This window comes from Luteitalea sp., assembly GCA_009377605.1.
Lineage (GTDB): Bacteria > Acidobacteriota > Vicinamibacteria > Vicinamibacterales > Vicinamibacteraceae > WHTT01.
Genome location: WHTT01000131.1, coordinates 1 through 12903 on the forward strand (window position 1 = coordinate 1; position 12903 = coordinate 12903).

The window sequence follows — 12903 nt, forward strand, 5'->3', positions numbered from 1 at the left end:
CGCCGACGCGATCCTCGACAAGGTCAAGCGATTTTGCGAACGAACCTTTGAGACACGACACTAGCGGGACGCGACATGCGTGCCTCTGGCACGCGCTGGCACACATCCCGTGCTGGCCACAATTCCGAAGGACGGTAGCACCAGGCCAGCTCATCGCGGCCGTGGTCCCTTTTGCATCACCAAACCCGGTTCCGGCGGCTGAACGCCGAGTGCCCGGTCCACAGCGCGGACGACGAGCGAGATGTTGCCCATAGATCGCTGGAGCCAGGCCGAGGATATTGTCGCCTCCCTGTGATGTCGCTTCGGCATCTCTTGACGAGCAAAGTGCGCCCTGTCGTGTATGAAACCGAAACCGAACCCGATCCTCGATTTTGGCGTCGACAAGAGCACCATTCGGTATATTGGCGATGAGCTCCAGCGTCCCGAATGCATTCTGGCCGAGCGCGATGGCACGTTGTGGGTGGCCGACGCTCGCGGAGGCATCGTCAAGCTCGGCGCCAACGGTCACCAGGAGATCATCACCCAGAAGCGGTCGGCGCACTTCGCGAATGCCGGCAGCGAGGCGGCGCGTTACCTGGAAGGCACGTTGCCGAACGGCCTGGCGTTCAACCGAGACGGCGACTTCTTGATCTCGAACTTTGGGACCGACTGTCTAGAAGTGATGTCTAGAGATGGCACGTCGAGGGTCGTGGCGGACCGCATCGACGGTCAACCGATCGGGAAGGTCAACTTCGTCCTGCGGGACTCGCGAGACCGGATTTGGGTAACGGTCTCCACGCGTGTCACGAATTGGATGCACGCGCTACGGACCGACTTGGCGGATGGATATCTGGCTCGGTATGACCACGGTGGCTTCCACATCGTGGCCGACGGGTTCCGCTTCACCAATGAGATCCGCTTCGATGAGAAGGAAGAGCTCCTCTATGTGGTCGAGACCACAGGAGGGTGCATCAGCCGCTTGCGGATCGATGAGAAGGGTACCGTGAGGGGGCGGGAGATCTTTGGCCCGAGCAACCTAGGGAAAGGTGCGTGGCCGGATGGCATCGCCTTCGATAGCTACGGCAATCTTTGGGGAACCCTCGTCTACTCCGACAAGCTCTTCGTCCTCACGCCCCAGGGAGATTTGCGGATCCTGCTGGACGAAGGGGATCCGCAACAAATCGATGCCCTGGAGCGCGCCTTCTTGCGAAATCACGTCAACGAAGACGTCTTGTTTGCCACCGGCCGAGGAATCGCACCGTGGATGGCGAGCGTCACATTCGGCGGCCGTGATCTGCAAACGGTGTACATCGGCTCCCTGAAAGGCACGCGCATACCGTACTTTCGGTCTCCGGTTCCAGGTCTGCCCATGGTGCACTGGCGCGAAACAGTGGCCTCGACGGGTTCAGGCAAGCCTTCCTCATTCTGATTCGACTTGGACGATGTGGTCTCTCGCAAGCGTCGATCCATGGCTTCAACGTGTTGCCAGGAGGACACCGCCCAACATCGCCAGCGCGCCGACGAGGTTCGTCATCGTCACCGGCCGCACGGGTGAGCCGAGCCAACCGAAGTGCGAGAGGAGCATCCCGCCGAGGATCTGGCCGGCCAGCAGCATGATCATCACCGGTCCGGCGCCGATCTGAGGAATGAGCCAGGCAATGCCAAACACGAGGCAGGCGCCCATGAGGCCGGCGGTCAGCAGGAGGGGATTGACGTTCTTCAGTCCGCTCAAAGCGTCCGCATGCCAGCCCGTGAGCCCGATGACCACCGCACCGACCGCACCGATGCACCAGAAGAGCGCGTTCCCGACCCTGGCGTTGTCCAGCACGCTGCCGACCTTGCCGTTCATCGCCAGGTGAACGGCCAGCACAACTCCGAGAAATATCGTCAGCGCGTAGAGATCAGCTCTCATCGTCCACTCCTTCAGTCGGGAAAGTCCACACCTTCGTGGAGCTGGTAGTTGTCCAGATTCGTGGCCGGGGCAAAGAAGCAGACGACCTTCATCTCTTCGCTGGCCGTGTTGTGGAGCATGTGGACGGCGCCTCGGGGAAACAGCACTGCGGTTCCGGCCGCCACTGTCTGCACTTCGCCGTCCACGAGCACGCGTCCCGAGCCACGAATGATGTAGATGACTTCTTCTCCGTTGGGATGAGAATGCGCAGGTCTGACCTTCTCCCCCGGAGCGACGCGGATCACACACACGGAACAGTGTTCGGCGCTCAAGCTGTCGTCCGACACCAGCCAACGGAGGCGCCGACCCGGCAAGTCGAGCTCCTCCGCGTCAGCTTCGTGTCGTGTAGGCACGCTCATGTCGATGTTCTCCCACGTGATGGTGGACCACTTCGGCGATCTGCGACGGGGCGAGGCCGAAGGCTCGGATCAGCTCCTCATAGGTTCCAGAATGAATGAAGCGTGGCCGCCCCTCGCTGTCCAGGGTATTGATTGCCACGACGCGTTCGAGGCTCGTCCCTCTGTCCTTACCGCGGCGGTACAGCACCTTCAGCAAGTTCTGGAAGATGTAGCCGTTGTTTTGCTCTGCGACGCACACCAGCGTGCCCGACTCACACAACCGGATCAGCAAGTCCTCGTCTATCGACGGCATGTCGACCACGCCGACCTCCAGGCCGTGGCTGGCGCATTCGGCGGCGGCGGCCAGCGCTTCATGGACGCCACGACCGCTGCTGACGATCACGGCCGCATCGGCCGGGCTCTCGCGTAGCACGTAGCCCTTGCCGAGCTCGAACGTGTAGTCGCCGTCGTAGAGCACCGCGGACGCGGTGCGCATCACCCGCACATAGAGAAGCCCGCGGCTGCCCTCCATGGTCCATTTCATGAGGGCGAGCATCTGCTGTGGACAGGACACATCGACAATCTTCAGGTGGCCGAGACCATCGAAGATCGTGCAATCGTCGTTGCCCATGTGTGTCGCGCCGTTGGTGCGGGTCTCGAAGTTCGCGGCCGTCGCGAGCATCGTGAGGTCCAGGCCGTGTCCCTCGCTCAACCAGCCGTCCGGCGCTTCGATCGCCTCCAGGCGCTCCTGGTAGCCCACGGCGATGCGCCGCAGCACCTTCCAGTCGAAGAACGGACAAAAGGTGCTGATCCACGTCTGATGGCCCAACGCCGCGAAGGCCTCGCCAATGCCCGCCATGTTGGCCTCCGCTACGCCTACATTCAGCGCACGGTGCTGGTCCACGGCCGCCACTCCCGCCTCCAGGCCGCTGGTCGTGGCGAGGTCCGCATCGATCGACACCACCGCCCGGTCGCGCGCGAAGACCTTCATGGCGCGGGTGACAATCTCGCCGCTCGCGTACGCCTTCGTGCGATCGAGGCGAGGCAGGAGGTCTGCATCGTAGGTGACCTTCTTCTCGCGTCGCGGCGCGCGCACCGTCTGAACCGGTCCAACCACGGCTGGCAGCAACAGCTCACCGGACGGGCCCCGGGCGACCTCGAGATGCATCTGCCGGGCCATCGTCAGCAGCCCCTCCTGGATTGAGCCGCCGCCGGGATGGTCACTGAGATCCTGCATGAATCGGTCGAGCTCGTCGACACGCTCGCGGCGTCGAGCGGACTGCAAGCCCATCTCCTGCTCGAGCACGTCATCGGGAACGGTGACCTTGTGCTTGTTCAGGAAGTCGGACAGCGCCCCCTCCCCTTTCGAGCAATGGCAGACGATGACCGTCGGCTTGCCGGTGCGCGGACCGTACCGAAACTTCTCGAGCGCCGAATAGACCCCATCGTATTGCGTCGCGTCGACGCTGTGCACTTCCCAATCGAACGCGGCAAACACTGATTCGAGCGCCGGCATCGGAAACACCATGCGGCTCGCGATGTCGAGCTGGCCGTTGTTGCGGTCGATGAGCACGCACAGATTGTCCAGATGCTTCTGGCCGGCGTACATGACCGCTTCCCAGATCGGGCCCTCCTGCATCTCGCCATCACCGCACAAGCAGTAGGTATCGAAGCGCGGCGCCGAGCGTCCCACGATCGCAAACCCCTGTGCCACCGACAAGCCCTGTCCCATCGGACCGGTGGCCAGATGGATCCCGGGGAGAACCGGCCCGGGGTGGCCATTCAGGATGCTCGTGTAGGAGCGCGATTTCTGTAGGACCGAACGGTCGAAGTAGCCCAACTCGGCGTAGATCGCCGCTAGGGCGGCCACGGCGTGCCCCTTGCTCAGCACGAACAGGTCTTGCCCGCGCCGCGTCGGATTGACGATGTCCAGGTTCATGAACCCGCCGTAGTACAGGGCGACGAGCGGAATGGTGGCCGAGAAGGCGCCTCCGGCATGTAGGCTCTTGTCGACCGCATCCCGGCACTGTTCGAGGCTCGACACGCGAACGTCCGAGTCCTTGATCGCGAGCAGCTCGAGGATGCCGCGACGCAGGAGGTAGTCCTCGTTTGCCGCGGGGGGTCGCAGAGTGCCGGGTCGGTTCGCCATGACAGTCTTCGGTTCCATACGTCTGACGCTCGTGCTGATTTGGTATCGCACAATAATCGATTATCGAGCGTAGTCTATCACGAGACCAGCCGTACAAGCCCGACCTCAAGGTCGGGCCTACATGTCCGTCGTCCGGCGAATGTGTAGGCCCGACCTTGAGGTCGGGCGCTCTCACCCCGCGGCCTTCTTCGCCCGCGGGGTCGAGCGCCTCTGATCAGGCTTCTGGGCCTCGGCTTCTTCCATCGCCGTTCGGAGCCACTGTCCCGGCTCGTCGATGTGACGGCGCATGGCCTGCTCCGCCGCGTCGGCATCGCGGCTCCGTAGGGCATCGAGCACCAGTTGATGCCGCTCTGCGATCTCCGGCAGAGATCGATGCGTCTTCGCGATGGTGAGGAGCGTCGTGGTTGCCAGGCGCATGCGCTCCCAGAACTGTTTGAGCAGCCAGTTGCCGGAGGCTTCCACAATGGTGAGGTGAAACGCGAAATCGGCATCGACGGCTGCGCGCTTGTCCCCTCGCGACGCCGCGCTTCGCATCGTCGCCAGCAACCTTTCGAGCCGCTTCAAGTCCGACGCCGTGATGCGCGTTGCCGCGTCATGCGCCGCGAGCCCTTCGAGCACGGCCCGGATGGGATAGATCTGCACCAGATCCTCGACCGACAGCTGCCGCACGATCGCCCCACGGAACGGTGAGCTGACGATGAACCCCAGCAGCTCGAGGTCGCGCAAGGCTTCTCGCACGGGGGCCTGACTCACGCCGAAGCGCTGGGCAATCCTGGTCTCGACGATCCGATCGCCGGGCGGGAGACGCCCGTGGAGGATATCTTCGATTAGCTCATCTCGGATGTCCTCTCGGAGCACCCGCCGTTCCAGGACCCGACGCCTGACGTGCTTGGTAACGGTCTTTCTGCCAGACTTCGATGGGCTCATCGTCCACCTTGGAGGTCAGAGACAACAAGCGACATCGTAGCACTCTGGCGGGAAGAAAGTACGAGGGACGTTTCGGTAGGACCGGGCGCGAGGGCTCGAACCACGAAAGGGACGAAGGAGCACCACGAAGGACACAAAGGATCAACCACGAAGAACACGAAGCACACGAAGCACACGAAGCACACGAAGATCAAACCACCGAAGACACGAAGACCACGAAGAGATTCTTGTTGTTATCCTTCGTGATCTTCGTGTTCTTCGTGGTTGATCCTTCGTGTCCTCGTGGTTACGACGCTGCGGCGTTCACCCCGCTGCCTGTCGGCTGCTCCCAGCGCTCAGAACGAGAACCGGAATTGCAACTGCACAGAGCGAAGCGCGAGTGCGTTTTCAGCCCCGCCAAAGCCCGCGTCGGCCGGTCTCACGCGATCCTGATTGAGTGAGCCGTCGGCGTTGAACTGCGGGTTGCGCACGGTCAGATCCGTCGGGCTATTGAGCTGCAGCGTCGTCTGGCGGTCGTTGTACACGACCGTGTTGAACAGGTTGTAGATCTCCAAGCGCACCTGGAGGTTCCGGGTGCCGCCGATGCGGAAGTTGCGCGCGAGCGCCATGTCCCAGATGTTCTGCCAGCAGCCGCTCATGTAGTTGCGTCCGGACTCCATGCCCAGGCTCCCGGGCATCGGTGCCGCGAACGCCGCCGCGTTGAACTGGCCGTATTGATCACCCGAACAGCCGCTGCCGGGATCTCCCACGATGCGGATGCGCCCGCCGTAGTCCGGGGACCCCGTGATGTTCACGTTGTCGCCGTCGTTCCCGTAGTCGTACCCGATGTCGTACTTCGTGCCGGAAGCGCCGGTCCAGATGCCGGAGACCTGCCAGTCGTTGATGATGGCTTCCGCCACGCGCGCGCCGCCGCCGGACCCCAGTCCAATGTTCGGGGGGGCCCAGACGATATTGGCCCGGAACACATGCGTTGGCGTATTCTGGTCTTCCATGAGCTCATTGAACTCCGCCTGGTCCTCTCGAACGGAGACGCTGCCATCCGGACCGTGCTCCAGGCGCACGGGCACGCCGAACGTGCCCTTGTCGCTCAAGGTGAGGTTCCAGTTCACTCCAGCGGAAATGCCATCGCGGAAGCGCCGCTGGAACGAGAACTGGAGGCCATGGTACTGGCGCCAGAAGTCCTGCCACTGTTGGTTGATATTCGCATAGCCCGTGAACGGCCTCAGTAACTCCGTCGTGTAGGCCGCTGCGCCCGGCGTGCTGCTCGGGTTGCGTGTGGGATCCTGGTTCTGCGGCAGGTACGCCGCGCCAAAATCCACCGCGTTGATGTTCACGGCGTTTCCCGCTTGCTCTGCACCGAGGACGTTGAACGAGCGCTGTCCGGCATAGGCAACGTCGAGCGTGGAGGACCACGGTATCGCCATCTGCAGGCCGACGTTCCACTGTGACGACGTGGGTAGATTGTCGTTGTCGAACCGGTAGATGATCAGCTGCGGCACACCCTGGCTCTCCGGCGCGGACGCGAGGCTCTGCAACTGTCCGAACCGCAGCGTGGTGGAGGTCGAGTTCGGCGGGTTCCCACTCTGCGAGAAGACAGAGTTGCCGTCCGGACGATCGAAGAACAGCCCCCACGAGCCGCGGAGCACCATCCGCGAGTCACCTGTGAGATCGTAGGCTGCGCCAATACGAGGGCCGAACGCAATCGCCGGCCACTCGTAGTTGTGCTTCGTGATCCCCTGGCCAGCCTGCTCGATCCCGTTCAGCGAATCGCCGGTATTGGGCACGATCTGCCCGATGAGCGCCTCGCTGCCCGGAGGCAGCAGCTCGCCGCTCACCGGGTTCCTGGCGCGACGGTCCTCACCAGAGCACGGGTTGACCCCAACGCACGCCGGCTGGAAGAGCACGGGCGCGTTGGCCGCACTCCACTGATCGGGGAAGAAGTTCGACCCTTGGGAGAACTGATCGTACTGCGGCTGCTGGTGCGTGAAGCGCATGCCGTAGTCGAGCGTGAACCGGTCGTTCACCTTCCAGTTGTCCTGCACGTACCACTCGATGTTGTTGTACAGATAGCTGCCTTCGATGAACTCCGACTGCTGCTGGTACGACGAGAAGATCCCGAGCGCGGCATTCGCGAAGCCGAAGCCGGTATCGATCGGGTTGTTGGTGTTCTCACCAAAGTTCAAGGTGCCTTGGAACGAGGCGCCGCCGCCGGCGTTGAGGTTCTGCGCCTTGAAGCTGTGGTTGAAATAGAAGCCGGCTTTCAGCGTGTGCCGATCCATGACTTTCGTCAGGCTCGCCGAGAAGTCTTGCGTCCGGTTGATGTTGAGCCAGCCGGGAAACAGCAGGTTCGGCGGATGGGGCGGATTGCCGTTGCTGTCGTCGATCAAATCTCCGAACTGAAAGACCGGCGGCAGCAGAATGCGGCCATCCTGGAAGTACGGCGTGCCGTAGTCCTGCAGCGTGCCGAAGGCGTAGTAACGTTCGTCGACGATTCCAGCGTCTGGGAAGAGCAGCGGAAGCTCACCGAGGCCGAGGTTGAACCGGTTCGACGCGTCGGTCATGAGCACGCCGTTGGCCCCACCGCCCGCCAGCCGGTTTTGCGTCACGCCGTAGGTGGCTTCGACGAAGGTGGTGGGATTGACGTTGTAGTTGGCCGTCACCGAGAGCGCGTGGATCACCGGGTGTTTGTTGTCCACGTCGTTGAAGCCGGGAATCGAGTTGTTCCCCGGGCGGATGAAGGTCCGCTGACGCTGCGACGAGTACTTGCCGGTGAACCGCCAGGACGCGGACGGCTGGTAATCGAGTCGAATCGCCGGCTGCTGAATCAGGTTGTCGACGAGCGGCAGCTCGGTCTCGTAGTTGAAGTCGAGCCCCTGGGCATTCGGCTCCGGGTAAATATTCAGAACGTTCTGACCGACGTCGTACAGCCGATTCTGCGGGATCCGGCCGAGGACACCCCCGGCCTGGAAGCAGCCCCGGGTATCGCCCGCCGTGCAGGGCAGCCCCGTGGCGGAGTCGCGAATCAGGTTGACGAGATTGCCGTTCCTGTCGCGCGACTGCGAGAAGTCTCCCTGCCGCTCGAGCGCCGTGGGCACCCGGAACCGATTGATGGCGCCGCCGGTCTCACGCGGCCGGTACTCGTGGGCGTAGAAGAAGAACAACTTGTTGTTCCCACCCGGCCGGCCCACCGGCCCGCCAATGGTATAGCCCCAGTCGCGCTCCTTCACGTCCTCCTTGGGATCGCCGTCGTGGATTCTCCGCCAGGTGTTCGAGTCCCAATCCGAGTTGCGCTCGACGTCGTAGAGCGATCCGCGGAACTGGTTCGCGCCGCTCTTGGTCACCGCCGTGATCTGCAGGCCGCTCGACCGGCCGTACTCCGCCTGGTACCCGGAGGTGAGCACCTTGACCTCGGCAATCGACTCCACGTTCATCTGCAGCATCTGGCCGTTGTTGCCGGTGTCCATCGTGGAGACGCCGTCCATCATGACGTTGTTCTGCCCGCCGCCGCCGATGCGGCTGGCCTGCTGGCCGCTCTGCGTCTGCATGGTCCCGCCGCCCATCACACCCGGTGTGAGCTGCCCCAGCGTGGCGAAGTTGCGGTTCAAGATCGGCAGGTTCTCGACCTGTGTGGTGGCGATGGTGAACGAGCGCTCACCGCTCTGCGACTGAATCAGCGGTGTCTCGGCGGTCACCTGCACCGTCTCATCCAGCCCGCCAACCTCCAGCACCGTTGCCGGCACCACCACCCGGTCTCCAGGGCTGACGTCGATGCCGGCACGTGTGACGGTCTTGAAGCCTTCCAACGTCACTCGGACGGTGTACGCATCGGCCAGGACATTGGCAAAGACGAAGTCGCCACTCTCGTTCGTCACCGCGTCACCCAATGTGGTGCCGCGCGTTTCGCTGACGAGCGTCACGGTCGCCCCGGGCACGGCGGCATCCTGGGCATCTCGGACCGTTCCCGCCACCGTGGCGGTTGTCACCTGCGCCGAGACGATCCCTGCCGTCGCACCAAGCACGACCCAAACGACGGCAAAGGCCGTCAGGCTGGTCCTGCGTCCCATAATCCCCTCCTCCTCAAAGAAATTCGGGAAGCGAGCTTCCCGCGGCCGCACCTATAGAGGCCTAGCGGCCGCAAGCGGTTCCATCGGTTTCCGGTGCTGAGAGTGTACCCGCAGTCGCCCTGAGAGTGGAAGGTACTTTACGGTGCTGTGCCCCCTCGCCAACGGATTGGCCCTCGGAGCGAAACTGCCTCATCTGCTCGATAACGTCAACGCTACGAGCACGGGCGGGCGGCGTCAAACGGATTTGTTACGGAACGGACCTCCGGCGTCACCAGCGGGGCGGCTCGCCACGCCAGAAGGACCAACATCTATGCAAGACCGCTTCGCTTCAGCGCGTACTGGATGGATTCGGCGGGCACGACGTAGGTGGCTGACGCCGTGTTGCCGAGGTAAATGTCACTCATCCCTACCTTGCTCGTGTAGAAGCCGTCCACGGTCATGCGGCGCGTCCACCGGAAGAACTCGATTCCCGGCGCGAGCTCTGGCGTCTCGTTGCGCTGATACGCAATGCGATCGAGCATTGCCGTTTGTTGGGTGTGCGATGCGCTGAGGAAATCAGAGGCACCCTCTTGCCTCATCGCGTCATCGAGCCACTTCAGCCCGCTCGTATAGATCCACTTCAACTTGTCGTTCACGCCTGCGAGCATGTCGATCCAGGCCGCCACGCCTGCATCGGACGCGCTCGGCCCCCCGTTCTCGGCGGGAACGATGAGATCCGTCAAGTGATCCAGCGTCTGGAACTCGTGGGCAGAAAGCGCCGTCGGCGTGTAGGCGCCGCCGGCGGCCCGCGCGGCTTGGTCCACGATCGCATGGACCTCATGCGCCGCAACTCGGTCGATGACGCCCGCGGAGACGATGGTCGAGGCGAGCGTGCGGAGAATGTCGCGCCTGCTGATCTCAGACATCGGCCTTCCTCATTTCTTCGGCCAGGTACTCTGCGGTACGCCAGGCGAGCGCGATGATGCTGTGTGTCGGGTTCTTGTCCGGATTGCCGACAAACGGGCCACCATCGGCCACGAAGAGGTTCTTGACGTCGTGCGCCTGGCAGTACTTGTTCAGCACGCTCGCGCGAGGGTCGTCACCCATGCGAACGGTCCCCACCTCGTGGATGATCGCGCCGCCGGTCGAGATGGGGGGATCATCGGGCGCCCGGGCCGCTACCGCCATCCGAGCTCGGCTCGGCTCCTGCGACGGCGGTGGGTCCGGCCTCCTCCGGCGTGGGTTGATCTGACCGCCCATCGCCTCCAGAATCGCGCGGAAGGTCGCCTGCATGTGGCGCACTTGCGCGAGCTCGTGGTCGCTCCACGCCCAGTGGAAGCGCAGCACCGGAATGCCCCACCGATCCTTCACCTCTGGATCGATCTCACAGTAGCAATCCTCGTTCGGAATCATCTCGCCGCGGCCGCTCAGGCTCACGTTCACGCCGTACCCATCGCGAATGGCCTTCTTGAGCGCCAGGCCGTAGCCTTCGTGGCGCTCGACCGTGCTGTCGAACGATCCGATGCCAGGCATGCCGTACCCGCCGCCCACCTCGATGTGATAGCCACGCGGGAAGTCCAGCGCCTCGTGCTTGTCCCACAGCCACCACGGCACATAGAGATGTCCCCCGTAGCCATCCGAGTTGTAGAGCGGCATGCCGACGAGCGCCGGGACCTTCGCTGACATCGCGAATCCGACGGTGTCCATCAGGTATCGCCCCACCTGACCGGAGGAGTTGGCGAGCCCCTCGGGATGCCGCCCCGACTTCGAGTTGAGCAGCAGCCGCGCCGATTCGCACGCGCTCGCGGCCAAGACGACGGTCCGGCATCGCACCTGCCGCTCGCTGCCACTCGTCTTGTCGATATAGGACACGGCGCTCACGCGGCCGTTCTGGTCCGTCACCAGCTCCCGCGCCATCGCGTTGGTGATGACCTGTACGCGACCGGTCTTCATGGCGGGAAAGATCTGCACATAGCTCGACGCGTAGTTCGACGCCGTCTTGCATCCACGCCCACACTGACCGCAGTAGTGACAGGCGGGGCGACCGTGGGTCGGCTGCGTGATGACCGCCCGACGTCCGTGGACGGCGCGAATACCGAGCGTTGCGCAGGCACGCTGAACCAGCACGTCGTGCACGCGAAGCGCGGCCGGCGGCTGGAAGATGCCATCGGGCGCGCTGCGGATGCCTTCGACACTGCCGGTCACGCCGATGAGCTTCTCCGCTTTGTCGTAGTACGGTGAAAGGTCCTCGTAGGAGATCGGCCAATCCCATCCGAGACCGTCGCGCGAGCGCGGTTTGAAGTCGTAGTCTGCGAAGCGAAGCGTGATACGCCCGTAATGATTGGTACGACCGCCTATGCACCGCGAGCGGAACCAACGGAACTCGCTGCCTTCGGCAACTGTGTACGGCTCGCCCTCGAGCTCGGCGCCGCCATAGGTCGCACCGAAGCGTAGTCCCGCCCGCTCACCGAAGTAGCCCTCGGCGCGCTCACCAACGCCGCGATGCGGCACGTCGTACGGCGCCATGTGCTCCTTGAAGTCCGCGGCGCTCACCATCGGCCCGGCTTCCATCAGCAGCACCGACACACCGAGGTCGGCCAGCACCTTGGTCACCGTGCCGCCACCGGCACCCGACCCGATCACCACGACGTCGTGAACGGCCGCGCTCTTGACGATCTGGGACATCACTCGGCCCCCTTGATACGGGTGACAGGGTGACAGGGTGACAGGGTGACCAGGTCAGAGGCAATTCGATGCTCGGGGTGAGCGTAGCGCGAGGCTTTCGTTTCGTTCGATGTGCTTGCCTTCAGCCCGCAAACCCCGTCACCTTGTCACCTTGTCACCCTGTCACCCTGTCACCCTGTCACCCGTCAACACGCCTGCCTTCTCCATCACCCGCCTGGTCGTCTCCAACCCGAGGCGCGCGCCTTCCTCGGCGGACATATCGTCGGGCACACGGCCGAGGGGCTCTGGGCTGACCGCGTCCGTGTACCCGATCTTCGCGAGCGCATGAAAGAACGCCATCAGGTCGATGATCCCCTCGCCGGGCATCAAGCGTTGGTTGTCGCGCACCTCCTCGGGGGGTTGATCCTTGGCATCCGAGACATGCACGTGGACGATGCGCGATTTGCCGGCGGCGAGGATGTCGGCATCAGACGCGCCGGCGTGGTGCCAGTGCCAGGCGTCCAACACCAGCCCAATGTTCGGGCCGCTGTCCTTCGCGAGCTCGAGCGTCTCGTCCATCCGCCAGATGAACTCGTGCGGCAGGCGGGTGCGCATGTACATCGGACCGAGGAACTCGAGCCCCAGGCGGATCTTCGAGGGCGCGAGGGTCTCCGAAATGGCGCTCAATCGCTCCTGGACGATCTTGCGCTGCTCCGCCTTCGGCGTGCGGCTCGCGGGCGAGAGCACGGCCATCATACGCGGACAGTCGATGCTCGTGAGGAACTGCGCAACCTCGTTCAGCCCCTTCAATCCTTCTTTGAAGTCTTCTTCCGAACCGGCCAATCGAAACGG

Annotated in this window: 9 protein-coding genes; 1 reads left to right on the plus strand and 8 read right to left on the minus strand. The window is 63.6% G+C overall.

Annotated features, from left to right (window positions below):
• Positions 1 to 340 precede the first annotated feature (340 nt).
• Complete coding sequence (locus GEV06_26295; GenBank protein MPZ21373.1) at positions 341 to 1408, plus strand: SMP-30/gluconolactonase/LRE family protein; 1068 nt, start codon at positions 341 to 343, stop codon at positions 1406 to 1408.
• A 45-nt stretch (positions 1409 to 1453) separates the two neighbouring features.
• On the opposite strand, the gene GEV06_26300 is transcribed toward GEV06_26295, so the two are convergent.
• The 8 genes from GEV06_26300 to GEV06_26335 all read right to left on the minus strand — a co-directional run.
• A complete protein-coding gene (locus GEV06_26300) occupies positions 1454 to 1891 on the minus strand; it encodes a hypothetical protein (protein MPZ21374.1) in 438 nt (145 codons plus the stop codon).
• 11 nt (positions 1892 to 1902) lie between these two features.
• Entirely contained in the window at positions 1903 to 2289 is a 387-nt protein-coding gene (locus GEV06_26305; protein ID MPZ21375.1) for a cupin domain-containing protein, read from the minus strand.
• On the minus strand, positions 2261 to 4435 hold the full coding sequence (locus tag GEV06_26310) for a transketolase (protein MPZ21376.1): 2175 nt from the start codon (positions 4433 to 4435) through the stop codon (positions 2261 to 2263). Before GEV06_26310 ends, GEV06_26305 begins: the two co-directional genes overlap by 29 nt.
• Positions 4436 to 4588: 153 nt before the next feature.
• Entirely contained in the window at positions 4589 to 5344 is a 756-nt protein-coding gene (locus GEV06_26315) for an FCD domain-containing protein (protein ID MPZ21377.1), read from the minus strand.
• A 335-nt stretch (positions 5345 to 5679) separates the two neighbouring features.
• Positions 5680 to 9408: a TonB-dependent receptor plug domain-containing protein gene (locus tag GEV06_26320; protein MPZ21378.1), complete on the minus strand. Its 3729-nt coding sequence runs from the start codon at positions 9406 to 9408 to the stop codon at positions 5680 to 5682.
• Positions 9409 to 9716: 308 nt separating this feature from the next.
• On the minus strand, positions 9717 to 10313 hold the full coding sequence (locus tag GEV06_26325) for a hypothetical protein (GenBank protein MPZ21379.1): 597 nt from the start codon (positions 10311 to 10313) through the stop codon (positions 9717 to 9719).
• Positions 10306 to 12072: a GMC family oxidoreductase gene (locus GEV06_26330; protein MPZ21380.1), complete on the minus strand. Its 1767-nt coding sequence runs from the start codon at positions 12070 to 12072 to the stop codon at positions 10306 to 10308. Before GEV06_26330 ends, GEV06_26325 begins: the two co-directional genes overlap by 8 nt.
• A gap of 162 nt (positions 12073 to 12234) precedes the next feature.
• On the minus strand, positions 12235 to 12903 hold a 669-nt coding region (locus GEV06_26335; GenBank protein MPZ21381.1), incomplete at its 5' end, for a TIM barrel protein.

Coding starts and splice junctions, on each gene's coding strand:
- GEV06_26300 (MPZ21374.1), bottom strand. CDS start 1,891: ATGAGAGCTGATCTCTACGCGCTGACGATATTTCTCGGAGTTGTGCTG.
- GEV06_26325 (MPZ21379.1), bottom strand. CDS start 10,313: ATGTCTGAGATCAGCAGGCGCGACATTCTCCGCACGCTCGCCTCGACC.
- GEV06_26330 (MPZ21380.1), bottom strand. CDS start 12,072: ATGTCCCAGATCGTCAAGAGCGCGGCCGTTCACGACGTCGTGGTGATC.
- GEV06_26320 (MPZ21378.1), bottom strand. CDS start 9,408: ATGGGACGCAGGACCAGCCTGACGGCCTTTGCCGTCGTTTGGGTCGTG.
- GEV06_26310 (MPZ21376.1), bottom strand. CDS start 4,435: ATGGAACCGAAGACTGTCATGGCGAACCGACCCGGCACTCTGCGACCC.
- GEV06_26295 (MPZ21373.1), top strand. CDS start 341: ATGAAACCGAAACCGAACCCGATCCTCGATTTTGGCGTCGACAAGAGC.
- GEV06_26315 (MPZ21377.1), bottom strand. CDS start 5,344: ATGAGCCCATCGAAGTCTGGCAGAAAGACCGTTACCAAGCACGTCAGG.
- GEV06_26305 (MPZ21375.1), bottom strand. CDS start 2,289: ATGAGCGTGCCTACACGACACGAAGCTGACGCGGAGGAGCTCGACTTG.